The organism is Eisenbergiella massiliensis, assembly GCF_003435485.1.
In genome coordinates, this window is the sequence record NZ_QVLV01000005.1 from 65,065 (window position 1) to 90,151 (window position 25,087).

At 51.1% G+C, this 25,087-nt stretch carries 25 protein-coding genes; 6 read left to right on the top strand and 19 right to left on the bottom strand.

The genetic code is table 11. The features are described 5' to 3' along the window. Positions 1-89 precede the first annotated feature (89 nt). The 13 genes from DXC51_RS08895 to DXC51_RS08955 form a co-directional block, all read right to left on the bottom strand. A complete protein-coding gene (locus DXC51_RS08895) occupies positions 90-1,481 on the bottom strand; it encodes a hypothetical protein (protein WP_117544311.1) in 1,392 nt (463 codons plus the stop codon). Continuing rightward, a complete protein-coding gene (locus DXC51_RS08900) occupies positions 1,471-2,607 on the bottom strand; it encodes a DUF58 domain-containing protein (RefSeq protein ID WP_117544312.1) in 1,137 nt (378 codons plus the stop codon). Before DXC51_RS08900 ends, DXC51_RS08895 begins: the two co-directional genes overlap by 11 nt. 71 nt (positions 2,608-2,678) lie before the next feature. Then, positions 2,679-3,620, bottom strand: coding sequence for an AAA family ATPase (locus DXC51_RS08905; RefSeq protein WP_021634384.1), 942 nt, complete (start codon positions 3,618-3,620; stop codon positions 2,679-2,681). A 159-nt stretch (positions 3,621-3,779) separates the two neighbouring features. Beyond that, positions 3,780-4,184, bottom strand: coding sequence for an ATP synthase F1 subunit epsilon (gene atpC / locus DXC51_RS08910; RefSeq protein WP_021634382.1), 405 nt, complete (start codon positions 4,182-4,184; stop codon positions 3,780-3,782). A gap of 10 nt (positions 4,185-4,194) precedes the next feature. Continuing rightward, a complete protein-coding gene (gene atpD, locus DXC51_RS08915) occupies positions 4,195-5,586 on the bottom strand; it encodes a F0F1 ATP synthase subunit beta (protein ID WP_021634381.1) in 1,392 nt (463 codons plus the stop codon). Between the two features lie 148 nt (positions 5,587-5,734). Then, positions 5,735-6,643 (bottom strand): ATP synthase F1 subunit gamma, encoded by a 909-nt coding sequence (gene atpG, locus DXC51_RS08920; protein ID WP_021634379.1) that lies wholly within the window; start codon positions 6,641-6,643, stop codon positions 5,735-5,737. 19 nt (positions 6,644-6,662) lie between these two features. Next, positions 6,663-8,168 (bottom strand): F0F1 ATP synthase subunit alpha, encoded by a 1,506-nt coding sequence (gene atpA / locus DXC51_RS08925; protein WP_021634378.1) that lies wholly within the window; start codon positions 8,166-8,168, stop codon positions 6,663-6,665. A 30-nt stretch (positions 8,169-8,198) separates the two neighbouring features. Then, positions 8,199-8,747: an ATP synthase F1 subunit delta gene (gene atpH / locus DXC51_RS08930; protein ID WP_021634377.1), complete on the bottom strand. Its 549-nt coding sequence runs from the start codon at positions 8,745-8,747 to the stop codon at positions 8,199-8,201. Next, positions 8,735-9,298, bottom strand: a complete 564-nt coding sequence (atpF, locus tag DXC51_RS08935; protein ID WP_081745178.1) for a F0F1 ATP synthase subunit B — start codon at positions 9,296-9,298, stop codon at positions 8,735-8,737. The genes atpH and atpF overlap by 13 nt, the downstream gene beginning before the upstream one ends. Positions 9,299-9,342: 44 nt before the next feature. After that, on the bottom strand, positions 9,343-9,594 hold the full coding sequence (atpE, locus tag DXC51_RS08940; RefSeq protein WP_009251917.1) for an ATP synthase F0 subunit C: 252 nt from the start codon (positions 9,592-9,594) through the stop codon (positions 9,343-9,345). 93 nt (positions 9,595-9,687) lie between these two features. Further along, on the bottom strand, positions 9,688-10,407 hold the full coding sequence (gene atpB, locus DXC51_RS08945) for a F0F1 ATP synthase subunit A (RefSeq protein WP_021634374.1): 720 nt from the start codon (positions 10,405-10,407) through the stop codon (positions 9,688-9,690). Next, positions 10,404-10,904: an ATP synthase subunit I gene (locus DXC51_RS08950; protein ID WP_021634373.1), complete on the bottom strand. Its 501-nt coding sequence runs from the start codon at positions 10,902-10,904 to the stop codon at positions 10,404-10,406. Before DXC51_RS08950 ends, atpB begins: the two co-directional genes overlap by 4 nt. Continuing rightward, positions 10,876-11,133 carry an AtpZ/AtpI family protein gene (locus DXC51_RS08955; protein WP_021634372.1) on the bottom strand — a complete coding sequence of 86 codons (258 nt, stop codon included), beginning with the start codon at positions 11,131-11,133 and terminating at the stop codon, positions 10,876-10,878. The genes DXC51_RS08950 and DXC51_RS08955 overlap by 29 nt, the downstream gene beginning before the upstream one ends. A gap of 326 nt (positions 11,134-11,459) precedes the next feature. On the opposite strand from DXC51_RS08955, the gene DXC51_RS08960 reads away from it, so the two are divergent. Then, positions 11,460-11,942, top strand: a complete 483-nt coding sequence (locus DXC51_RS08960) for a ribonuclease FAU-1 family protein (RefSeq protein WP_117544313.1) — start codon at positions 11,460-11,462, stop codon at positions 11,940-11,942. Positions 11,943-12,097: 155 nt separating this feature from the next. Here the strand turns inward: DXC51_RS08960 and DXC51_RS08965 are convergent, their stop codons facing one another. The 5 genes from DXC51_RS08965 to DXC51_RS08985 form a co-directional block, all read right to left on the bottom strand. Continuing rightward, positions 12,098-13,261: a cell wall hydrolase gene (locus tag DXC51_RS08965; protein ID WP_021634370.1), complete on the bottom strand. Its 1,164-nt coding sequence runs from the start codon at positions 13,259-13,261 to the stop codon at positions 12,098-12,100. 173 nt (positions 13,262-13,434) lie between these two features. Further along, a complete protein-coding gene (locus DXC51_RS08970) occupies positions 13,435-13,965 on the bottom strand; it encodes a deoxycytidylate deaminase (RefSeq protein ID WP_035320889.1) in 531 nt (176 codons plus the stop codon). Beyond that, on the bottom strand, positions 13,934-14,563 hold the full coding sequence (gene upp / locus DXC51_RS08975; RefSeq protein ID WP_021634368.1) for a uracil phosphoribosyltransferase: 630 nt from the start codon (positions 14,561-14,563) through the stop codon (positions 13,934-13,936). Before upp ends, DXC51_RS08970 begins: the two co-directional genes overlap by 32 nt. 109 nt (positions 14,564-14,672) lie before the next feature. Further along, on the bottom strand, positions 14,673-15,098 hold the full coding sequence (gene rpiB / locus DXC51_RS08980) for a ribose 5-phosphate isomerase B (RefSeq protein WP_025487660.1): 426 nt from the start codon (positions 15,096-15,098) through the stop codon (positions 14,673-14,675). 163 nt (positions 15,099-15,261) lie between these two features. Then, positions 15,262-16,311 (bottom strand): L-threonylcarbamoyladenylate synthase, encoded by a 1,050-nt coding sequence (locus DXC51_RS08985; RefSeq protein ID WP_117544314.1) that lies wholly within the window; start codon positions 16,309-16,311, stop codon positions 15,262-15,264. Positions 16,312-16,660: 349 nt separating this feature from the next. Here DXC51_RS08985 and DXC51_RS08990 point away from each other — a divergent pair, with 349 nt between their 5' ends. From DXC51_RS08990 to DXC51_RS09010, 5 genes are all read left to right on the top strand, one after another. Further along, positions 16,661-18,184 (top strand): sulfatase-like hydrolase/transferase, encoded by a 1,524-nt coding sequence (locus DXC51_RS08990; protein WP_117544315.1) that lies wholly within the window; start codon positions 16,661-16,663, stop codon positions 18,182-18,184. Between the two features lie 25 nt (positions 18,185-18,209). Next, entirely contained in the window at positions 18,210-18,881 is a 672-nt protein-coding gene (locus DXC51_RS08995) for a response regulator transcription factor (protein ID WP_117544316.1), read from the top strand. Further along, the gene (locus tag DXC51_RS09000) at positions 18,878-19,927 is read left to right on the top strand and encodes a sensor histidine kinase (protein WP_117544317.1); all 1,050 of its coding nucleotides are present in this window, start codon (positions 18,878-18,880) and stop codon (positions 19,925-19,927) included. Before DXC51_RS08995 ends, DXC51_RS09000 begins: the two co-directional genes overlap by 4 nt. A 129-nt stretch (positions 19,928-20,056) precedes the next feature. Further along, positions 20,057-20,824, top strand: a complete 768-nt coding sequence (locus DXC51_RS09005; protein ID WP_025487662.1) for an ABC transporter ATP-binding protein — start codon at positions 20,057-20,059, stop codon at positions 20,822-20,824. Further along, on the top strand, positions 20,814-22,874 hold the full coding sequence (locus DXC51_RS09010; RefSeq protein ID WP_117544318.1) for an ABC transporter permease: 2,061 nt from the start codon (positions 20,814-20,816) through the stop codon (positions 22,872-22,874). The genes DXC51_RS09005 and DXC51_RS09010 overlap by 11 nt, the downstream gene beginning before the upstream one ends. 118 nt (positions 22,875-22,992) lie before the next feature. Here the strand turns inward: DXC51_RS09010 and DXC51_RS09015 are convergent, their stop codons facing one another. Further along, on the bottom strand, positions 22,993-25,083 hold the full coding sequence (locus tag DXC51_RS09015; RefSeq protein WP_117544319.1) for an alpha-L-rhamnosidase: 2,091 nt from the start codon (positions 25,081-25,083) through the stop codon (positions 22,993-22,995). Between the last annotated feature and the right edge of the window lie 4 nt (positions 25,084-25,087).

Below are 25,087 nucleotides of genomic sequence, written 5' to 3' on the forward strand. Positions count from 1 at the left end.
ACGGAATATGAATGAGATAAGACACCGGCTCAGACGCTTCACATCCAATCAGCCTTTATCTTATGTTATGCGCCCGGAAAGGAAAGGGTTTATGCCATTTTTTTCTTTTCTGTAATTCTGTCTGCTGCCTGCCCTGCTCTTGCGGCCTCTTCCTTCGTGCAGCCGCCGCAGTATCTGGCCTTTTCATACAGCCCGAGCAGCTCCTGCGCCGCCTTCAGGTTTTCTGTTTCGGTAAAGCAGCCGGCCTCCAGGATTTCCCTGGCTGTCCGCGTGTGGATCCTGCCGTCCGTCATGCTTTCTTCCTCTTTTTTCCATGAACCCCGGCCGCGGCGTCCTGTCTCCGGTGCCTGCAGAAGCCCCAGCTTCTTAACGGTCTTAACAAAAATCTTCCTGATCTTCTCCTCCGGGCTTCTGGCCAGGAGAGGTAGAGCCTTTTCCCTGTCCCGTTTTCTTTTGTCCCGTTCCAGGGATTCCCGGATTTCCGTCGTCCTGCCTTCCTCCACCTCCACCGCATTCCCCTTTTCATAGAAACGCCGGATTGCGGCAAGGACCAGCTTATATACCAGGAAACAAAGCAGCGCCGCCACTGCTGCCGCCATCAGATATTCCGTGATTTTAATCAACAGTTCCAGCCAGGCTGGCTGGGCTGCCGCCTCGCCAACACCCATATCCATTTGCTGCTGCTGTACAATCTCCGTCACAGGCTCCTGCTCCTTGCCGGAAAAAAGCTGCAGTAAAAAGCTGACAGCTATGGCAATGGCCTTGGCAATATAATAGCCAAGCTTTTTTACCAGATCCATCATTCCCTGCACCAGCCGGTTGTTCGTGCCCGCACCCAGGATTATCACCGTGAACAGACCGAAAAGCCCCGCCATTGTCCCGCCTCTTACGAGCATTTTCTTCACCGGGATATGGGCATTGCTGCTGCGGTTAAACTGTACGAACCGATCCAGATGCTCCAGATAGGAGTATACGAAAAAGAGAAAGGTATACAGCAGCGCTGTATTAATAATCCGGCCGCAGCCGGCCTCCATCCCCATATAGGCGCATAGCAGGAAAGAAGCGCCGGCACCGATTCCCGCAGCCACCGCCCCCAGCTGTCCTTCCCCGATTCTCTGCTTTGAAATCCGGAGCATAAAGGAAAGCATCAGATAAATAGACACAAAAACCCCGAAGCAGACCCTCTGCGCCGTGCCCTGTCCCAGCAGAAGCACCGCCCCCGCGGCAACAGCGCCATGCAGCGCCACAAAGCTCATAAAATGGGCCGCCTTCGCCCGGATCAGCAAAAACAGAAACGGAACTGCCATAAGCAGGATCTGCCGGAACAGACCGGGAGCGCCAAACTGCCCGTTTTCAGCCTCCAATACCTTTTCCAAATTGGGAAATGAACCAAATATTACCGTCTCCAGGCAGAAAATCACAAGGTAATTCATCAAAACCTCAAGACACATCATGCAGCGATCAATCCATTTATTTTCCATTCAGCATTTCCTCCGCATTCAGCCTGATAAAATGCAGTTTTTCAGCGTCCTCCACCAGGCCCTCCATCCTTGGAAACAACGGGCACATCCAGCTAAAATCCGCGCCGCTTCCTGCAAAATGCCGTATAAGCTCCTGGAACGCCGCACTCCGGTCCACCGAAAGGAACAGTGTGGCAATATCCTTTCCCTCTTCCTCCAGCTCCCGTTCAAACACCTCGCTAAACGGGTACACTTCCTTCTCCAAATCCAGCCTGGCAAAAGCCCGGTTAATGCTTTCCATATGCCCCGGCGCCGCGCTTGGCTGCATTTTCATGGGTTCCCCGGTCAGCACATCCCTGCCGTTGGCATATACCGCCACGCGGATCCCCTGCCCCAGCAGCTCTCCTGCAAACCGGACCGCAATGGAAATACACAGCTCCACCAGCCTGTCGTTTTTCAGGATGCCGGAATCCTCCAGATTCAGGAAAATACGCACCGCCCGCAGGGAGGTGAAATTACGCATATTCACCATCAGCTCTCCCATCCGGGCCGTGGCCTTCCAGTTGATGGTCTTCATTTCATCAAAAGCCGCATATTCCCTGATTCCCCGGTATTCAAAGGGATCCTCCAGCATATGTCTCTTTGCCAGGATTTCCCCGTTCAGCTTCTGCAGCGCCGTATCCAGTTCCACCCCCGCCGCAGGTCTTGGGTAAACATACAGCGTGGTGTCCGCCTCCGCCTCGGCAATCATCTCCCTTGTCAGGAACAGATCCGCAGCCACCAGATCCAGCCCCCGGATACGGTAATAGCCCCTGGCTCCGCAGAGGAAGGGTATTTTCCTCGTCACACGCTGTCTGGGCCCCAATGACAGAATATCGTTCCTGTAATATTTATCGGTGACCGCGCCGTCCCCTTCGTCGGAAAACCGCAGGTTCCTGGAAACCTGGAATTTTACCTTCAGCATGGGAAGGGGAAGGAGCTTCCGGTTTTCCACCCGCTCCAGCAGAAGGCATTCCTCCCCTTCCACCGCACTCTCCCTGGAAAAAAGCAGTTCTGCGGACAAGCCCTTTTCCCAATAGTGGCTGTATATCCACGCCTGTGCCGCAAACAGCAGCACAGCGCCCAGTCCAATCCAAATAATCAGCATAATTTCTCCCCTGAAGCCGCCGCCGTATCCAGCTATCCTGCAAAAAAAGGCTGAAAACGGCAGCCTGCAAGCTATCTCCTGCTAAAATCCTCCACCGGCACCGGCACGCTTTTCAGAATTTCTTCCATCAGCTTCACCGCTTCCTCCTGCCGGCTCCTTCCGAAGGAAAACACCAGCCTGTGGGCCAATACCGCAGGAGCCAGCTTTTTCACATCATCAGGGGTCACATAATCCCTTCCCTCCATACAGGCCAGCGCCTTGCAGCACCGCATCAGGGCCAGTGTTCCTCTGGGGCTTACTCCCATTACCACCTTTTCCTGCTTTCTGGTGGCAAGGACAATATCCGCCAGATAACCGTTTATCAGCGGATGCACATATGTTTTCTCCGCCTGTCTCTTTACCGCAATCAGCTCTTCGCATGTCATGACGGCGTTAAGCTCCAGGAGAGGATCCTTTTCCCGGTAGGTTTCCAGAATCCGGATTTCCTCTTCCCTGTCCGGCAGCCCCATGGAAAGCTTCATCATAAAACGGTCCGTCTGTGCCTCAGGAAGAGGGAAGGTTCCCGCAGTTTCCACCGGATTCTGAGTGGCGATTACAAAAAAAGGCTCGGCCAGCTTCCGTGTCTCTCCGTCCACCGTCACCTGGCGCTCCTCCATACATTCCAGCAGTCCGGCCTGAGTCCTGGGCGTGGCCCTGTTGATTTCATCCGCCAGCAGGATATTGGTGAACACCGGCCCTTCCTTCCATTCAAACTGTTCCGTTTCCCTGCTGTAAATATGCATACCCGTGATATCCGCTGGCAGCATATCCGGCGTGAACTGGATTCTGCCGAAATCCACGCCCAGTGAGGCTGACAGGGCCTTTGCCAGCTTCGTCTTCCCTGTCCCCGGCACATCCTCAAGAAGCACATGCCCGTCCGCCAGCAGTCCGGCCAGCAGTTTTTCCAGCACATCCTTCTTTCCGATAATCACCTTTCCCACATTTTCCAATACCTTGTTAATATCTTCACGCATCGTCTTTCCTCCCGCCCCGGAACATTATGGCTGCAAACGGCCGCAGTACCGTAAACAGCAGCCCTGTTCCATGTAAGCTGTTATGTAATGTACGCCTACGGGCATACTTAAGAAAAAGCAGGCATATCCTTAAAGATTACACCTGCTTTCTCCTCCCTTTTATTTTAAAACGTTAATACGTGCCATGGCTCTGTCCAACGCAGTTTCCGCCCTTGCCAGATCCGTATTCGGTTCATGGCGCCTGATGCGTTCCTCTGCCCTTTCCAACGCTGCCTTTGCACGGTTTGCATCAATTTCCTCAGGCCATTCCACCACTTCGGCAAGCACGGTCACCTGTGTCTGCAGTATTTCCACAAATCCTGCATGCAGCGCCGCTTCTCTTTTGCCCTCATCCGTAGTAATGGTGAGAATGCCCGGTTTAATCATAACGGTCATGGGAATATGGCCCTTATAGATGCCAATTGCCCCTTCCGTTGTATTGAACTCCACCATAGACACCGGCCCTTCATAAAAAACCCGTTCCGGCGTGATGATTTTCAATGTAAAATTCCTGTCCTCTGCCATAAATGCACCTCTATTTCACACGGGCAAGCACATCGTCAATGCTTCCCGCGTTGAGGAAGTAGCTCTCCGGAATATCGTCATGCTCACCTTCCAGAATCTCGCGGAAGCTGCGGATGGTTTCGGAAATCGGAACATACTTTCCTTCCATTCCTGTAAACTGCCCTGCAACGAAGAAGGGCTGGGAAAGGAATCTCTGTACCTTTCTCGCACGGGATACCACCAGCTTATCCTCCTCGGAAAGCTCATCCATACCCAGGATAGCAATGATATCCTGCAGCTCGTTATAACGCTGCAGCAGCTCCTGCACACCTCTGGCCACACGGTAATGCTCCTCCCCTACAATTCTGGGATCCAGAATTCTGGAGGTGGACTCCAGCGGGTCAACCGCCGGATAAATACCCAGCTCTACGATGGAACGGGAAAGTACCGTTGTCGCATCCAGATGGGCAAAGGTTGTGGCCGGAGCGGGGTCCGTAAGGTCATCGGCAGGCACGTATACCGCCTGAACGGAAGTAATGGAACCGTTCTTGGTGGATGTGATACGCTCCTGCAGGGCGCCCATTTCCGTCTGCAGCGTGGGCTGATAGCCTACCGCAGAGGGCATACGTCCCAGAAGCGCGGACACCTCGGAACCTGCCTGGGTAAACCTGAAAATATTGTCAATGAACAGAAGCACGTCCTTACCGCCCTTGTCACGGAAATATTCCGCCATGGTCAGGCCGGAAAGTCCGACTCTCATTCTCGCTCCCGGAGGCTCGTTCATCTGACCGAATACCATGGTGGTCTTATCGATAACCCCGGATTCTTTCATTTCATAATAAAGGTCATTTCCTTCTCTCGTACGTTCGCCTACGCCGGTGAACACGGAATATCCGCCGTGCTCTGTGGCGATATTACGGATCAGCTCCTGGATCAGGACCGTCTTTCCTACGCCCGCGCCGCCGAACAGGCCGATCTTGCCGCCCTTCTGATAAGGACAGAGCAGATCGACTACCTTAATGCCTGTTTCCAGCAGCTCCGTTTCCGTTGACTGCTCCTCAAAATCCGGCGCCGGTCTGTGAATGGGCTCATAATCCACTCCGGTGGGTGCCGGAAGGTTATCTATCGGCTCTCCCAGAACGTTGAACATACGTCCCAGCGTTTTCTCCCCTACCGGGACACAGATGGGGGCGCCTGTGGCGATAACGTCCATTCCCCTCACCAGTCCGTCCGTGGAACCCATGGCAACACAGCGCACAATATCGTCACCCAGATGCTGGGCAACCTCTGCAACCAGCGTGCCGCCGCTTCTGGTAGGAATTTTCAGCGCTTCATTGATATCCGGCAGGCAGTTCTGTTCAAATTTCACGTCCAGAACCGCGCCGATTACCTGCGTGATTTTTCCGTTTTTATTCTCTGCCATTGTTGTTTCCTTTCCTGTTTCGTAAATACCCGCAGGCAGTTAACTGCCTGCAGCCAGTCACTGCGCCCGCAGCCATAAGCAGCTTACAGGCAATGATTAGCTGTCACTAGCTGAGCGCAGACAATCATTAACTGATTGCAGGCGATCACTAGCTGATCGCCTGGGCGCCTGCAATAATCTCCGTCAGCTCCTGCGTAATGGATCCCTGACGCGCCCTGTTGTACAGCAGCGTCAGATCCTCAATGATATCCTCCGCATTGCTCGTTGCGGAATCCATAGCCTGCATTCTCGCGCCGTTCTCACTGGCGGAAGCCTCCAGAAGGCCTCCGTAAATCATACTGGTAATATATTTGGGTATCAGCAGATCCAGCGCATCCACCTCTTCCATTTCAAAATTCATGGGCGCTGTGGGTCCCTGCTGTTCTTCCGGCGTTTCCGCCTCAGAGCCCGAAAGGCTCCCGCGGCAGTACTTTTCTCCGGCGAAGTCATCCGTACATACGGGGAGCAGCTTCACCAAAACCGGAATGTGCACCACTGTATTTTTGAAAATTGTATAGGCCAGGTAGATTTCTCCAATCTCACCCTTTTCAAAAGCCTCAAGAACACGCCTTCCGATATGCATGGCATCATGGTAGGAGGGTTCCTCCATCACCTCCGAATAATCGGCGGCGATATGGTAGCCGTTTCTTTCCAGCGTATCCCTGCCCTTCTTACCCACAGCATAGATTTCCAGGTCCTCCTTGGAAAAGTCCCCTTTGGTAATCAGCTTGGTAATATTGGAATTGTAGCCGCCGGCCAGCCCCCTGTTGGAGGTAATGACGATTACCCCTTTCTTACTGCCGGCTCCGCCGTCCAGATACGGATGGCTGATGTTCTCCGACATGCTCAGAATGGAACGGACCGTCTGGTACATGGTGTCAAAATAAGGCTTGGATTCCTCGGCTTTTGTCTTGGCCTTCTGCAGCTTGACGGTAGAGACCAGCTTCATGGCTTTCGTAATCTGCTGGGTACTTTGGATACTCCCCTTCCGCCTTTTTATATCTCTCATGGAAGCCATACAAATTCACCTGTTCTTTCTACCTGAATTGTGCCTTGCATTCCTCAATGGCCTTAATCAGCGTTTTTTCCGTCTCCTCGGAAATTACCTTTTCCTCACGGATTGCCGCCGGAACCTCCGGATACTTCACGTTCAGGAATTCAAACAGCTCGCTCTCAAATCTTGTAATATCGGTTACCGGAATATCCAGCAGATATTTGTTGGTAGCGGCATAAATGATAATAACCTGGTACTCTACAGCCATCGGCTTATACTGAGGCTGCTTCAGAACTTCCTTAATACGTTCGCCCTGTGCGAGCTTCTCCTTGGTATCCGCATCCAGATCGGATCCAAACTGTGAGAAAGCCGCCAGCTCCCTGTACTGTGCCAGCTCCACACGGATGGGAGCGGCAATTTTCTTCATGGCCTTAATCTGCGCTGCACCGCCTACACGGGAAACGCTCAGGCCCGCATTAACAGCAGGACGGAAGCCCGCATTGAACATTTCCGTCTCCAGATAAATCTGGCCGTCAGTAATGGAAATAACGTTGGTAGGGATATAAGCGGAAACATCGCCTGCCTGCGTTTCAATAATCGGAAGCGCAGTCAGGGAACCGCCGCCGTACTCCTCGCTCATTCTCGCCGCACGCTCCAACAGTCTGGAATGCAGATAGAATACGTCTCCGGGATATGCCTCACGTCCCGGCGGTCTCTTAAGAAGCAAAGACAGGGTACGGTAAGCCGCCGCATGCTTGGTCAGGTCATCATAAACCACCAGCACGTCGCCGCCGTTCTCCATCCATTCCTCGCCGATTGCACAGCCGGAATAAGGCGCTATATACTGCAGCGGTGCCAGCTCACTTGCGGTGGATGCAACCACCGTGGTATAAGCCATGGCGCCGAATTCTTCCAGGGTCTTTACTATCGTTGCAACCGTAGATGCCTTCTGGCCGATTGCCACATAGATACATTTAACATTCTGCCCCTTCTGATTGATAATGGTGTCAATTGCTATGGCAGTCTTTCCGGTCTGCCTGTCGCCTATGATCAGCTCACGCTGCCCTCTTCCGATGGGCACCATGGAGTCAATCGCCTTAATACCTGTCTGCAGGGGAGTATCTACAGATTTTCTTGTAATTACGCCGGACGCAACCCTTTCAATCTTGCGGTATTTGTCCGTCTGGATAGGCCCTTTGCCGTCGATCGGCTGTCCAAGGGCATTGACTACACGTCCTGTCATCGCATCGCCTACAGGAACCTCAACCACCCTGCCGGTGGTCTTTACGATATCGCCTTCGCGGATATTTCTCTGGCTGCCCAGAAGAACGGCACCCACATTATCCTCTTCCAGGTTCAGTACCATTCCGTACACTTCACCGGGAAATTCCAAAAGCTCGCCCTGCATTGCGTTTTCAAGTCCGTGGATACGTGCGATACCGTCCGCAACCTGGATGACCGTACCAACTTCCGCCACTTCCAGCTTGGAGGAGTATCGCTCTATCTGTTCTTTTATAACCGAGCTAATCTCTTCTGGTCTTAAATTCATGGACTTTCAACCTTCCTCATTTTCTTGTTGTTACGAAAGCTGTACCTTCATCAGCTGCCTCTGCAGCCCTTCCAGCTTTGTACGGATGCTTGAATCCACCACCCTGTCGCCAATCCGGATAACAAGCCCGCCAATCAGCTCCTCATCCAGGCTGAAATGCAGCTCCATTTTATCGAACTGCGTGGTCTCAAGCAGGCGCTTCTCAATCTTGGACTTCTGCGCCCCGGTCAGCTCCACCGCACTTGTGACAAAAGCCACCCCTATCCTGTGATAGGCCTTATATCTGTCCGTATAGTAAGTAAAAATATCTTCTGCAGCGCCGTAACGGCCCTTGTGAATCAGCACCTCCAGAAAACCGTACATGGTATCCGAAAGCTTCCCTTCAAAAACCTTCTGAAGGACCTCCAGCTTCTCGTCCCTGCCGATGTCCGGATGGTTCATCAGCCTGGAAAAGCCGGGGTTTTCTTCCAGTATTCCGCGGAGGGCATCGATCTCCTCCATAAGGCTGTCCACAATTCCCTTTTCCAGCCCCAGGCTAAACAGCGCTTCTCCGTAAGTTTCCGAAACTAGCTTAGCCATGTGCTATCACCTATTTCCTTCAGAGTCTCATCAATCAGGCCATCCTGTGCGGATGCATCGATTGTGGTGCCGATTACCTTGCCCGCAAGTACGGAAGCGAGGGAAACCATTTCCTTTTTCACCTCGTCCGCAACCTTCTTCTTCTCAAGCTCCGCCTCAATCTTGGCTCTCGCCACGATTCTGGCCGCTTCATCCCTGGCCTCCGTAATAATACGGGTTTCGTTGGCCATGGCTTTCTTTCTGGTTGCACTCAGGATATCATCGGCTTCCTTATTGATATTTGCCAGCTTGTCCTCATACTTCTTTTTCAAAGCGGCAGCTTCTTCCTGGCTGACTCTTGCTTCTTCCAGTTCATTCCGGATTTTGTCCTGTCTCTTCTTTAAGAACTCCCTTGCGGGATTAAACAGGAAATAGGACAGGGCCAGGAACAGAACGAATACTGCAATAATGGAAAGCACTGCGTCCGCCAGCAGCTGGAAATCCAGGTCAAACAGGCGGGGTGTCATTCCGTCAGCAGTCAAAAGCGCTGCCATCGCTAATTTTGTCGTCAAGATGCAAGCCTCCTTTCATTCTTTTTTCCGGTCGGGGCCGCACCTTAAATCAGCGGTTTAACGAACATGAGCAGCATGGCAACAAGAAGGCCGTACAGACCTGTTGTCTCGGCAACTGCCTGTCCAAGAAGCATGGTGGATGTGATATCGGATTTTGCGCCGGGGTTGCGTCCTACCGCTGCTGCAGCATGTCCTGCGGCAATACCCTGTCCTACACCAGGTCCGATACCTGCGATAACCGCAAGACCTGCACCGATTGCTGAACATCCCAGAATAAAGCTTTCATTGAACTCCATAATTTCCTCCATTCCTCCGCCTCCCGGCGGGTAAAAATAATTTCTTTTTTATGAACAATTGCGCCGGCTTGCCGGGCGCTGTTGTTTCCATGTTTAGTCATCACCGATGGCATCCGATATATATGTCATCGTAAGCATACAGAACACATAGGTCTGTATTGCGCCTGAGAAAAGGTCAAAATACACATGCAGCGCAGCCGGCCAGATCACCGCAAACCACTTCAGCAGTCCGTACACAAGCGCCATCATAACGGTACCTGAAAGCACGTTGGCAAACAAACGCAGCGACAATGAGATAGGCACTGCCACATCACCGATAATATTAATCGGCGCCCAGATAGGCCATGGCTCGCACAGTCCTTTTAATACGCCTGACAGCTTCTGGTGCTTCAGCTTGTTGTAATGGATCAGCGTAAACGTAAGCAGACCCAGGGGAAGCGTCACACCGTAGTCCGCCGTGGGCGGCCTCAGGCCGAACAGTCCGGAAATATTGCTTATCAGAATAAAAATAAATATCGTTCCGATATAGTTCGCAAACTTCACGGCATTCTTTCCCATTACATTGTGAATCATGCCGTCCAGCTTCTCGACAATCATCTCCACAACATTCTGGAAGCCTCCGGGCACTTCTGAGGCATGCTTCATCGCACGGTTGGCGGCAATGGCAAACCCGATAATCACAAGCATAACGATCAGCAGGCATACATGTGTCGTTGTAATCCACACCTCGTGTCCGAAGAAATTATAGGAAAAGATTCCATGTATCATGAAATCCACTCCCGAATCCGCGGACATCAGAATTCCAGTATTCATCCTAGGTTCACCTCCTTTTTTTCTTCATTTTCAGATCCCGTATGTGCGCCGCCGCACATACTCAAATCAGGCGGGGACGAAAGCAGGGAAGCATCAGCCTGCCCCTCCGTATCCGGATGCCGCCGCTTATGGATAAAGGGCTGCATGTAAGCCGCCGCCTTAAGTCCCATAATTCCCAGGAAAGCGGCCAGCGGATTGGCGGCGCCGGTCAGCATTACCACCGCAAATACCGCAACTATCACGGCATACCTGATGAAGGCATGCTTTCTGATAAAGCCCTGGGCGGCGCCCTCCCGGTCCAGGCCGCGGTCAAGGGACCACCACATATGAAAGGCCGCAGCTGACGCAAGGATCACTCCGATCCACAGGCCGAGGCTGTAGCCTCCCTTATCCTTTATAAACCATATGGGAATTAACTGACAGGCAGCACCCCATATCAGGATGCCTGTCCACAGTTCCAGAACTGTCTCATTTACTTTTTCCAGAAGATTTCTCATCACGGCAACCTTTACTCTTGTCCCTGGTTAATTTCTGTGCCAATACATATATGTTCCTGAAACCGGCAAGGGCTCCGATAAAGAACAGTATGACCATAAAAAAAGAAGTGCCAAGCTTTTTATCTAAAAACATGCCTGCAAAGGAGCATAAAAAGATCGGAACAAGCATATAGATGCCGAACTGCGTAATCAGCGTTAAATATCTGAAAACATTTTTATCCAGTTTCATCGGCTTCCCTTTCCCCGTCTGTTATCCTGCGGGACATCGCACATTTGAAAACTGCCTGCCCCGGCCATAACGGGTACAATTAATTTTCAGGCTTACCCTAAAACGCTCATTTATGATTATACCCATTTTCCCGTAATATGTCTACCAAAACAGTGGTTTTTTTCATTGACATTTTGTCCCGGTAAGTGTAGTATTTTGGACAAATACATACTTCGTTTTTAAATGCTGCGTTCCTTCACATTTACCTTCGTTTTCCTAATATTTGGCGCACCCTGCGCGGCAGGCCTTGCACTGCGTATTCCGGCCGGCAGGAGAGGGAGGCTCTTATGAAAGACCCCGTTCTGTACAGAAGACGTCTGATACCGGAAGAATGCATTCTTCTCAAAAACGACCGGATTCTTCTGAACGACGCCGGGATTCTGGTAACCGGCTGGCAGGCAATCAGACCAAGAAAGGATCTCCACCATGGCTTTTCCTGTTATTATTTCAGGGAGGGCTACAAAGTAAGCAAATTCTATGCGGCTGATCACAGGCTGCTCTACTACTACTGCGACATTATTTCCCACGACTTTGACGAACAAAAGAATACGCTTGTTGTCACCGATCTCCTTGCGGATGTAATCGTCTACCCGGACGGTTTTGTCAAGGTGGTGGACATCGGTGAAATGGCCCAGGCCCTGGAAGAAAACCTGATCACCGTGCCGCAGCTTAAATCGGCGCTGCATTCCCTGAACTCGCTTCTGGAACGCATATATGCCGGGGATATGCCCTCGCTCACGGCTCCCATCGACAGGTTCGACTTCCCCTGAACGCCAGGCCCATACGGAACCGGCGGCGCAGGCATAAGGCCGGCGGCCGCTGCTATTTGCAGGCCGGCCCTGTATTCAACAAAAGGCGGACCATTCTCCGGTCCGCTTTTTCTTTCTCTTTTCATGCCGTTATTTCCGGCGTATCCTAAATGAAATTAATAAAATACGTGTCCGCCGATATTAATTCCCTCCAGGCCCGGTATAGGCGTCCTGAAGTATACACAGTTCCCCACGTTTGTCACGCCGCTCATAGCCTCATCGGCTGCGCGGTAGCAGCTGGCCGTAGCACGGTTCTCCGCCAGCGCCAGTGCAAGACGCCCGGTGGATACCGGTTCAAACTGGCGGTTCTGATATATAACCCCGGAAAGCGTGCTGGGATACACGGAGCTGAGCACACGGTTGATTACCACGGCCCCCACAGCCACCTGTCCGTCATAAGGTTCGCCGCCCGCTTCACAGTAAATCAGGTTGGCAAGCAGATAACGGTCATCCTCCGTAAAGGATACCTCCGAGATATCACGCCAGCTGGAGTTTGCAGCCAGACGGGATTTGGCGATTTCCTCGGCCAGCTGCTTCTGCAGCGCCGAAATATTTTTATTCTGCTCCTCTATCTGGGCCTCCAGGGCCTCCACCTCAGCTTCCGCGCTGGCGATCTGACTGGAATAAGCGGATATATTCCCCTGGGTCCTGTTAATCAGGCCCGAGAACTTTTCATGCTCCGCTTCTGCAGAAGCCTTCATTTCATCCAGCTCAGCCTTCTCCGATTCAAGCTCAGCCTCTTTCTCTTCTATCTGCTTTCTTGTTTCCTTATACTTAGCCAGCATTTTCTGATCATAAGCCGCTATCTGTTCAAAGTATTCCGATTTATTCAGGAACTCCGCAAAGGAGGATGACGTAAACAGCGCTTCCAGATACATCTGGCTGCTCTGCTCATACATAAACTGTATCCTTTTTTTCATACAGGTATACTGCCATGCCTCCGATTCCTTCGCCTTCTCCAGTTCCTCCTGAGTCGCGGCGATTTCATCATTTTTAGCCATAATATTGTTTTCTATGGTTTCCAGGTTGTTGCTCACCTCGGTCAGCTGGGCCGTCAGATTATTCAGCTCACCCTTCAGCCCGGTCTGCACCTCTTCCATATTATCAATATTCGTTTCCGCGGCATTTTTCTGGTTTTCCGTCGCCTGCTTTTCCTGTTTTGCCTTTTCCAGCTTTTCCCTTGTGTCCGAGGTGGCGTTCGCGCCGATGGCGGGAACCGTCAGCATCAGCACTGCTGCCAGAAATCCCGCTGCCAGCCTCCGTCTCCCTGCTGCCTTCATCCAATATCTCCTTTATTCCCATGAACAACGAGCCAAAAGGACACGTCTGCAGAGAACCTCCGGTTCCCCTGTCCATATTGGCGACTGCCGCGAGGGTCAATTCCCCACGGACTTTGGTCCGCCGCGCCTGCTGCATTTCATGCTTATCCTTCAGCCTGCGGCGGGGTATCTGCCTACAAATCTATGGTTACACTGCGGCCAGCGGACTCGTATTTCCGATAAGTCACGCCCGCCGCATCCAGCATCCGCTTGGAAGCCCTCACAGCCGGGGTGTCCGCATATTTATCGCATTCGTAAATAATTTCCCGGATACCGCTCTGAATGATTGCCTTGGCACATTCGTTGCATGGAAAAAGAGAAACATAAAGCTTGGCTCCGGCAAGGCTGCCCCCGCGGTAATTGAGTATTGCATTCAATTCACTGTGGGTCACATAAGGGTACTTCGTATCCTCTTCCCCGCCGTTTTTATCCCAGGGGAATTCATCATCGGAACATCCTATCGGAAAGCCGTTATAGCCCATGGACAGGATTTTATTATCCTGGCTCACTATACATGCTCCCACCTGCGTGCTGGGGTCCTTTGACCGCATGCCCGACAGCTTGGCCACCCCCATAAAATATTCATCCCAGGTAATATAGTCAGTTCTTTTCATGTAACTCCCTCTTTTTCTCTTATTTTGTTCCGAAAATCCTGTCTCCCGCATCGCCCAGCCCGGGGACAATGTATCCGTGATCATTAAGCTTCTCATCCAGCGCACCCACATACAAATCCACATCCGGATGCTCCGCCTGCATCTTCGCAATTCCTTCCGGAGCGGCGATGATGCACATGAAATGGATTTTTTTGCAGCCCTTATCCTTCAGCATCTGGATAGCCGCCACAGAGGAACCTCCTGTAGCCAGCATGGGATCCACTACAAAGACCTCTCTCTCCGCGCAGTCCGCAGGCAGCTTGCAGTAATACTCCACCGGCTGCAGGGTTTCCGGATCGCGGTACAGGCCGATGTGCCCGATTTTGGCCGCCGGAATCAGGTTCAGGACACCGTCCACCATTCCCAGCCCCGCACGCAGAATAGGCACGATTGCCATCTTCTTACCCTTCAGCTCCTTCACCGTGGTATCGCAGATAGGCGTCGTAATTTCCACATCGGCAAGAGGCAGGCTTCTTGTGGCTTCATAACAGATGAGCATGGCAATCTCACTGATAGTCTGCCTGAAATCCTTGGTGCCTGTCTCAACTCTTCTGATGTATCCGATCTTGTGCTGAATCAGCGGGTGGTCCATAATCACTACTTTTGACATAATATTTGTCCTCCTGTGTATTTTATGCAAAATATAACTGCTCAGTATCTGCACAGACGCGGCTGTTATATATTATCTCATTTACAGCGCCTGTCATACGGCCCGGCCGTCACTCTATTGCCTTTACCCTGCGTACATGCTTCTGTTCACCGGAAAAAGGCGTATTAAGAAATGTATCCACGATTCCCAGCGCCAGATTAGCGCCCACAATGCCTGCCCCCATGGCCAGCATGTTCGCATCGTTATGTTCCCTGGTCAGTCTTGCGGAAACCGTATCCGAACAGAGCGCGCACCGGATTCCCTTTACCTTGTTCGCAACGATGGAAATGCCGATCCCTGTGGTGCAGATCACAATTCCAAAATCACATTCTCCCTTCGCCACAGCCTCAGCCGCCGCTCTTCCGTACTCAGGATAATCGCAGGATTCCCTGCTTTCACAGCCAAAATCCCTGTATTCGATTTCCTTTTCCTTCAGATAACCGATAACCTTCTGTTTCAAATCATATCCGCCGTGGTCACTGCCTAATGCTACTATCATATGCCCTTGCACACCTTTCCGCCTCTCTGGCTTTTATTCCCGCGAGCAACGAGCCAAGTATCCATGCTTGCATGGATATTTGGCGATTGCCACGAGGGTTAAAGACCCCGTTGCTTGCAGCGGGATCTTTAATTTCATCTGCGCGTTGCATTCCGCGCGCTTATACCGTAATAACCCTGTACCCCGCCGCCTTCAGCAGGCGGTTCATAATTGCCTGTCCCATCCCATAAGTGGAAAAGGATTCGGAATACATTACCTCTACCTCTTCATCATCAAACTCTCTCAGAATCCGGTACAGGCTGCGGGCAATCGCCTCTTCGTCCCCGCGGCTTCCTACCGTCTTCACACTGTCGGCCGCATAGGAAGAAAAGGTCTCATCGGTACCGATAACTCCTGTCTTCTTCCCTGCTGCCGCCGCCTCGGCGCACAGCCTGTTGATATATTCCGTCACAGCCTCCGGTTCTCCCTCCACAATGGCGAGATCTCCCTTCGGCGCATAATGCCTGTATTTCATTCCGGGCGCCTTCGGCCGTTCCGCCGTTGTCCCGTCCAGAATGGTACGATCCACGGCCACATCTCCCAGCACTTTTTCCAGCATTTCCTGCGTCACATACCCCGGCCGCAAAACCGTAGGCTCTCCGCCGGTGAGATCCACGATCGTAGATTCCAGTCCGATCCCCACGGCACCGCCGTCCAGAATCATCTCTATTCTGCCGTTCATGTCCTCCGCCACATATTCCGCCATCGTAGGACTGGGTTTCCCTGACGCATTGGCGCTGGGCGCCGCCACGAAACCGCCGGCGGCATCGATCAGCCGCTGCGCCACCGGATGTGACGGGAACCTCACCGCCACCGTATCCAGCCCGCCTGTCGTCTCATCCGGCACCGTATCCTTTTTGGGAAGAATCATGGTAAGCGGCCCCGGCCAAAACGCCTCGCACAGCCGCTGCGCCGCCTCAGGCACAGGGTCCGCAATCCGGTAAATATCCTCCCATCTGCAGATATGCACAATAAGAGGATTATCCGAAGGCCGTCCTTTGGCCGCATATATTTTTCTTGAGGATTCCGGATTGAGGGCGTCACCGCCAAGCCCGTAAACCGTTTCGGTAGGGAACGCCACAAGCCCGCCTGCCTTCAGGATTTCTCCTGCCTGCCGTATTTTCTCCCCATCCGTATCATCCCCATTGATTACCGCATAAATTGTTTCCATAATAACTGCTCTTTCTGCCCTTCCTTCCACGGTCCGGCACGCTTCATCCTGTGTCCGCCCGCACTCCGCAGGCCCGCTCTTTGCACATTATATCACATTCATTACTGATGTAAAAGTCCAAAAGCCCTGTTTTCCGGCCGCTCCGGCTGGTGGACACAGAGGCACGGCCATAGGGCGGCGGTGGCAGGGCTCCAAACGGGGCGTGAACAGTAACTGCAAGGATGCTGTTTTGGTATATGTTTTCTGCCGGTATATTGGCATAATCCCAACAATGAGGTACAATAAAAGTAATTGTGACAGAACGGAACCATTACCAATAAAAAAATTATTAAAAACCCGGAGGAGCGATATGGACAAGAAAAAAGTGATTTTTATTATGACCGATACCCAGCGCACGGATATGCTGGGCTGCTACGGATACCCGGATATGAAAACGCCGTCTCTGGACAGGCTGGCGCAGGATGGCATCCGTTTTGAAAAGGCGTACACCACCCAGCCCGTCTGTCAGCCTGCCCGCTCCGCCATATTCACAGGGAGCTATCCCCATTCCTGCGCAGGCTGGTCCAACTGCATGGGGCTGTCCGATAATGTACAAAATATTGGGCGCAGGCTGACGGATCAGGGCATACACTCCGCCTACATCGGCAAATGGCACCTGGACGGCGGCGATTATTTCGGCCTGGGCCGCTGCGCGGACGGCTGGGATCCGGATTACTGGTATGACATGCGCTGCTATCTTGAGGAGCTGACGGAAGAGGAACGGTATCTGTCCCGCCAGACGGAAAGCATGGAAAAGTATGATATTAAGGAAGAATTCACCTATGCCCACAGATGCACCGTCCGGGCCATGGATTTTCTGGAAAAAAACAGGGATGATTCCTTCTTCCTCGTGGTATCCTACGATGAGCCCCACGGCCCCTTCCTCTGCCCGAAGGAATTCTGGTCCATGTATGACGGCTATGAATTCCCCCATAAAGCAAACATGCTGGACACCCTGGAGGATAAACCCGCCCACCATAAAATCTGGGCAAAGGACACCTATATGGCCGCAGCCAGGGAAGATTTCAAACTGCAGCCCAAATATTACCTTGGCTGCAATTCCTTTGTTGACTACGAAATAGGAAAGGTACTGGACGCGGCGGAAGAATATGCGCCGGATGCGATAATTATCTACACCTCGGACCACGGCGATATGCTCTACTCCCATTCCCTGACCTCCAAAGGTCCCGCCATGTACGAAGAAATCACGCATATCCCGCTGATTATCAAAGGCTTCGGAGAAAACAGGACCGATCCCCATCCGGTTTCCCATATCAATCTGGCGCCCACTGTCATGGATATTTTCGGCCTGCCTGTCCCCAAGGTCATGGAAGGCAGCAGCATATACCGGGAGCTGCTTGACGGCACCCGTACCAATGAATATGTTTTCATTGAATTTGGAAGATATGAGGTGGATCACGACGGCTTCGGCGGCTATCAGCCTGTCCGCGCCGTATATGACGGCCGGTATAAGCTGGCAGTCAACCTGATGACCAGCGATGAGCTTTACGACCTGCAGGAGGATCCCCAGGAGCTTGTCAACCTCATCAATTCCCAAACTGAGGAACATATGGAGGTTAAGCTGCGCCTGCACAAAGCCCTTCTGGACAATATGTATGCCACCAGGGATCCCTTCCGCGGATATTACTGGGAAAACAGGCCCTGGCATCCCGATACCGCCTACCAGACCTGGGACAGCCGCCTGATGACCAGACAGCGTGAAAACACGGAATACGAGCCTGTACAGCTGGATTACAGCACCGGCCTTCCCATTGTGAACGCCGTCCGGCTGAAAAATGAGTCCGAAGCGAAATTTGCCAAAAAGAAACCCTGAAAAACTGTTAAAAGAGGCCGATAGCATGCAGTATATAATGATAATCGAAGACGATCCCGCCATAAGGGAAGAACTGAAAAGCCTGCTGGAGGGCGTGCCCTACCGGGTAACTGCCCCCGAACCGGATACCGATCTAATCGAACTTGCCCGGAAGGAACAGCCGGATCTGCTCCTTCTGGATATCGGCCTCCCGGGAACGGACGGACTCACCATCTGTTCCCGGCTGAGAAAAGAATCCCGCATCCCCGTTATTTTTGTCACGGCACGCAACACCTCCATGGACGAGCTGAACTGCCTGCTGCGGGGCGGAGACGACTTCGTGGCAAAGCCATACCAGCCGGCGGTCCTGCTGGCCCGCATCGCTGCCGTCCTGCGCAGAACCGCCCGGGAACAGGACGAAGCTCTTATCTGGAAAAATGTAAGGCTGGATCTGGCCTGCGGGACCGTCTCCCTGAAAGAGGGAGACGGCCGCAGCACGGAGCTGTCCAGAAATGAGCTGAAAATCCTTTATTTCCTGATGAAGCACGCCGGAAAAATCGTGTCCCGCGAAGACTTAATCGATTACCTCTGGGATCAGGAGGTTTTCATCGATGACAATGCGCTGAGCGTAAATATGACCCGGCTGCGCGGCAGGCTGGAGGACATTGGCGCGCCCGGATACATTGAAACCAGGCGGGGATTGGGGTATCAGATATGAGGCTTAAAGATTATGTGAAGGATAAAATCCTTTTTCTTTGTTTTTACTGCGCCCTTCTGCTTCTTCTCTTCTGTTTTCTGCGCATTACCGGCTATCCTGCGGATTACGCCCTTCTTTTTGCCGGACTGATGACATTTCTTGTCCTCCTTTATGGCGGAATCGACTTTTACCGGAAAAAAGTTTATTTTGATCAGCTGTTCCTGCAGCTGGAACAGCTGGATAAGCCCTACCTCATCGGAGAGGTCATGGAAAAATCCCCTCTGCTCACAGACAGGCTGTACCGCCGTGTCCTGCGCATCTCCAACCGTTCAGTCATAGAAACCGTTCACGCGCTGGAGCAGGAGAAGCAGGACTATCGGGAGTATATCGAAAGCTGGATACATGAGGTGAAGGCGCCGCTCACGGCCGTCAATCTCATGTGCGCGCGGAAAATATCGGAGGGAGGCGAGGAAGCCGCCTTCTTCCGCAAAATGCTCCGGGAAACGGAATCCATGGAAAATGCCGTGGAACAGGCCCTTTATTATGCCCGCTCTGATGAAGTCTACCAGGATTTTCTCATCACCCCCTGCTGCCTCAACGATATCATCAGTGAAGCCGTCACACGCAACCGTAGGCTCCTCACCGCATGTCATATTATGCTGCAGTTTGACCTGCCGGAGAACTGCCGTATCTACTGCGACGGCATATGGCTTGTATTTATCTTAAGCCAGCTTATCCGCAACAGCGCCCAATACCGCAGGGAGGCACGGGGAAAAATTACAATTTCGGCAAAGGAAGAGGAAAAAAGGGTAATTCTTTCGGTCCTGGATGACGGCGCAGGCATTCCCGAAAACGAACTGGGCAGAATTTTTGAAAAAGGCTTTACCGGCACCAATGGCCGGAACAGGAAAAAATCCACCGGAATGGGACTTTATCTGTGCCGTAAGCTCTGCCGCAAGCTGGGCCTGTCCATATACGCCCAGTCCCGCGAGGGCGAATTTACGCAAATCACCCTGGAAATCCCCAGAGAAGAAAGCTTACAGATCTGTAAGGCTGAAGAAAGCTAATGTGATACCATCCCGCCTTTCAGCCCTTTATACTGTAACCAGAAGCCGTCGCCGGACTTAAAAATGCCAGAGCAACACAAAGGCAAACCGAAGGCTGCGGCAGGAACTGCAAAGAAAGGCAGGATAGGTATGAATCATTTTATTGAAGTATGCGATGTGGAAAAATATTACGGAAAAGGCAGCAATGTCACGAAGGCGGTGGATCGTGTCAGCTTTTGTGTGGACCAGGGCGAATTCCTGGGGATTATGGGAGTCTCCGGCTCCGGCAAGACAACACTGCTAAATATCCTCTCCACCATCGATTCCGTAACAAGTGGGCATGTTTTTTACGGACCTGACGATATCACCGTCATGAACGAGGATCAGCTCTCGGACTTCAGGAGAGATAACCTGGGTTTTGTGTTCCAGGATTTTAATCTGCTGGATACGCTCACTGTCCGGGAAAATATTGTTCTGGCGCTCTCCCTCCAGGGGAAGCACGGAAAGGAGGCCGAGGAAAAGACCCGGAAGGTTATGGATATTCTGGACATTTCCTCCATTCAGGATAAATTTCCTTACCAGATATCCGGCGGACAGAAGCAGCGCTGCGCCTGCGCGCGGGCGCTGGTCACCGGCCCCAGGCTGATTCTTGCGGATGAGCCTACCGGCGCGCTGGATTCCAAATCCTCACTGATGCTTATGGAAACCTTCCACAAGCTGAATACGGAAATGGATTCCACCATCCTGATGGTCACGCATGACGCCTTTTCCGCCAGCTGGTGCAAAAGGATCCTCTTTTTAAAGGACGGGCATATATTTCACGAACTGGTACGCGCCGGGCAGGACAGACGCGCCTTCCTGAACGAAATCCTGGATGTACTCGCCCTGACGGGAGGTGAGCTTTCCCATGCTGACTAAACTAAGCCTGCGCAATGCCGGACGTACCTGGAAGGATTATCTGGTTTTCTTCGTCACCCTGGTTTTAATTGCGGCAATCATGTTTTCCTTTAACGGACTTCTTTTTGATCCGGACATACGGACACTGGAAACTGACTCCTACATCATTGCCGTCATGTTGGGCATTGCCACCTTTTTTATCCTCCTGGTTTTAGCCTGGCTGATCCAGTACATGATCCGCTTCATGATGAAAAAAAGGAGCCGGGAATTCGCAACCTACCTGCTCCTGGGCATGAAACGCAGACAGATTACCCATATCTTCTGGGGAGAAAGCCTGGCCCTTGGGGCAATGGCCTTTCTGCTTGGTACGATCATCGGACTCTTTCTGCGCCAGTTCCTCTTTGCCTGCTTTTATACCCTTATCGGGAAAAGCTACCGTCTGGATTTTTCCTGGAACACCCCTTCTTTTCTGATGACTCTGCTCTGCTTTTTCTCCTGCTACCTTCTGGCCCTCCTTTTTCACCAGAAGAAATTCCGGGGGATGAACATTGCCGGGCTCGTCCGGGCAGACAGGGAAAATGAATGCATCCGGGAAGGGAACCTGATAACGGGCGCCGCGACAAGCCTAGCCGGAATCGCTTACTTCGTCATTTTCGGAACGGTTCTTTATTTCAAAGGCGGAAGTCTGGATAATGATGATATCATACGCATGATAGTACTTCTGATTCTCTCCATTTATCTTCTCTACTGGGGGCTCGCCTCCCTTTTCAGCCTCTATCTGAAAAAAAGGGGAAAACGGATCTATCATGGGACGAATCTGTTCCTCATCCGGCAGCTGTCCTCAAAAATACGGACCATGCGCTTTACCTTCGGCACGCTCACAGTGCTTTTCACCCTCTCCCTGCTTGGCTGCAGCCTTGCATTAATGCTGAACCAGTACCAGAATACACAGCTTATTTACAAATACCCTTTTTCCGTCAGCATTCTGGGAAACGCGTCAAGTACGATGGAATCGGAACAGGCGGCAATAAACGGGCTTTCACCTGACGCAGTCACTCATGTTTACAAAGTATATCACAATGGTGGGGAACAGATGCGCACATATTATCTTACCCACCTGCGCGCCTTTGCCAAATATGGAGGAAATCCGGGCAACGGGCCGGGCGGCGGGGCTTCTGCCAGCGTAGACAGCCTTATTTCCATGCCGGACGGTATTTGGGCACAGTATTACAACCACGATCCTTTCATGCGGCTGAGTGATTACAATGCGCTGCGGCGTATGCTGGGCTTTCCGGAAGCCGAACTTCCCGAAGGCGGTTATCTCCTTCAGACAAAATACCGGCTTCTCAAAGAACTGGGGGATGATGTTTATCAGGTAACCGTCCCGGCCGGCGGCAGTGAGCTGTATCTGGCCGGAATCTATACAGACGCCTTCTGCCAGGACGGACACAATGGCTCTGACTACATTCTGGTGACGGACGATGATGTAGTGGAACAGATGGAAGTCTATTATACCGAACTGGCCTCCATGATTCCGGGCACGCTGAGCGATGAACAGATCGGTGCGATTTACTCCTCACACACGGATTACAGCGATATCATCGCCAGTGGCACGGACACCATGACACTTACAATTACCGATACGCTCATCTCCCAGGAGCTGCTGGCGGAAGGGAAATGGGGCTATACCTCCATCTCACTTCCCATGGTTTACATCGGCCTTGTTTACCTGTGCGTGGCCCTCACCATTCTGTCCGTACAGCAGCTGAGCGATTCCGGCAAGTACCGCTATCACTGCCAGCTTCTCTCCTCCCTGGGACTGCGGAGAAAACAGATAAACCGCACGCTCCTCAAACAGATGGCCTGGTTTTATCTGTGCCCGATTCTCCCTGCGGTACTGATAAGCGGCATGGCCGTTATCATCATAAGCGGGAAATTCGTGAATGCAACAGGCGTGAGCGGCTCGGCGTTCACTTACTTCGGCACCTCCTTCCTTATCTTTGTGGGGATATATCTGCTTTATTTTATTGCGGCTTATGTGGGGTTTGTGAGGGATGTATGGAAGGAGTGAGACTAAAGAAATACTTGTAAAATAATTATGAAAACTTGTTTTTTAATAGCAAATAAGGTAGGTATGTTAGCGATTATATCACGCAAATGTACCTGCCTTATTTTTACACTATTTCTTACTAATATAATTTTCTTTCCCAAGATCCGGTAATCTCATACACTTCGTTTTTCCAGAAAAGATGAGCTGTAACTTCCTCTGGCAGTTCCAATTTCATTTTTCCGTTATCTATAAAAATGCTTAATTTTCCATAGGGTGTATTAAACCATGCAGTAAGTTTAGGAATTTTATGCGTAAAACGGGGTCTGAATACCACCCGCCTCCAGCCGGGGCTACTTTCGTCAATTTCAAGCCCTGTTAAAGCCTTATATATCCATGCGCCTACAGCGGAACGCATATGATGATTCAAAGAACCTTTTTCCCCGTCCCAATGTTCCCACAGCGTACTTCCTCCAGACTTCAACATGTAAGCCCATCCAGGATATTTCTCTTGCATTACAATTTGAAGGGCATCCTCAAAATAGCCATACCGTGTAAGCACCTCGAGCACATAAACAGAACCAAAAATACCGCCGCCTGCACAATGTTTTTTAGCACGAACTAAAGCTGCCAGCTCTGCGGCTTCTTTTTCAGGATTATCCGAAAGGTCATAATAAAGCACACAGCTTAAATAGCTTTCCGTCCTACTACATTTATTATAAAATTCCTTCTTAATAGTTTTTTTAATTCTTAAGGATAAATTTCTCCAGTCTTCGCATTCTTCCCGCTTAAGTATTTTTGCTATCTTTTCCATAATCTGAGCAAGCCGGAGAACAAAGCAGGATAGGATCATCTCCCTTGGACATACCTCCTGCAGACAGTCTGGCAGGAAATCACCTAATCCACTTTTACAAATTCCTCCCTCCGATATTTGCTGTGTATAATACATATACTGCCTCATTGAATCATAATAACGTTCCAAGATTTCTTTTCTCCCCGTAAAGAAATACAGATTCCATGGTATAAAAATCAATGCTGCATCCCAGGTTGGGCCGCTCTGATAGTTATAACCATAAACACTGGTAGGCGCAATACATGGGAGCTGACCGCTGGGCCACTGACAATCCACAAGATTATCTATGTACTGTATATAGGCCTCCTCCATATTCAGATTAAATAATGCAAATTCACTGGATATATGGGCATCTCCTGTCCAGCCATTCTTTTCTCTATGTGGACAATCTGTGGGAATATGATGGAAATTGGTTTTCACAGACCACAATGCAGCATCATAAATCTGTTGAAGGGTTTTATGTGAACATTGAAACCCTCCATTCTGTGATAAATCCGTATAAAATATGCGTGCTCTGATATTCTTAATTGTGATATTCCCCTTAATCTGAACATATCGGAACCCCTTATAGCTGAATTCAGGATGCCATATTTCAACACTATCTGTTCCTTTTCTGAAATAATCCGTCTGATTTCTCGGTATCTCCGGATGTCTCTTAATCAATGTTTGATCAACCTCTCCATTGGCATCCAACCGTTCCCCGTATTTAATCTCAACTTCCCCTCCCCGTTTACCTTCTACAGTAATTTCTGCATCTCCTGCAATATTCCTTCCAAAATCATAAACTCCATTTTTATTGCAGATCGGAGAAAGGTACTGCTGAATCCTGATTCCCGGCAGTCTCTGTTTCTTCAATATTCCTCCAGGTCCCTTAGCAATTGTTGCATTTTTCCATTCTTTTTCTGTTATTCCCGCATCATAATTCTCACCAAACCGAACTGAATTATAACTCCATTTCCCTTCTCTACATTGCCACTTGGTATCTGACTTCAGAAAAAGAGTTCCATCCAAATACAATTCACATATCATTTGGAGATGGCTTTTCCATACCGCATGTTCAAAATCAAAACAATCCTCTCCCGGTTCATGAAACCACCCATTACCCAAAGTTACCCTAATTTCGTTTTTTCCTTCCGCAAGGTATTCCCTTATATCATAACTGTTATAAAGCACCGTTTTATCATATACAGTAAAAGCCGGCTGTAATAACTCATCTCCAACCCGCATTCCATTAATCTCCAACAGATAAAACCCCAACCCGGTTATTTGTATCTCTGCTTTCCCCGGCATAGTCTCCAGTATAAATTCCCTTCTGAAAACAGGCGTAACATTCTCCGGACACTCCTCAAACATAATCCACTTTGCATACCACTGTTTCATACGT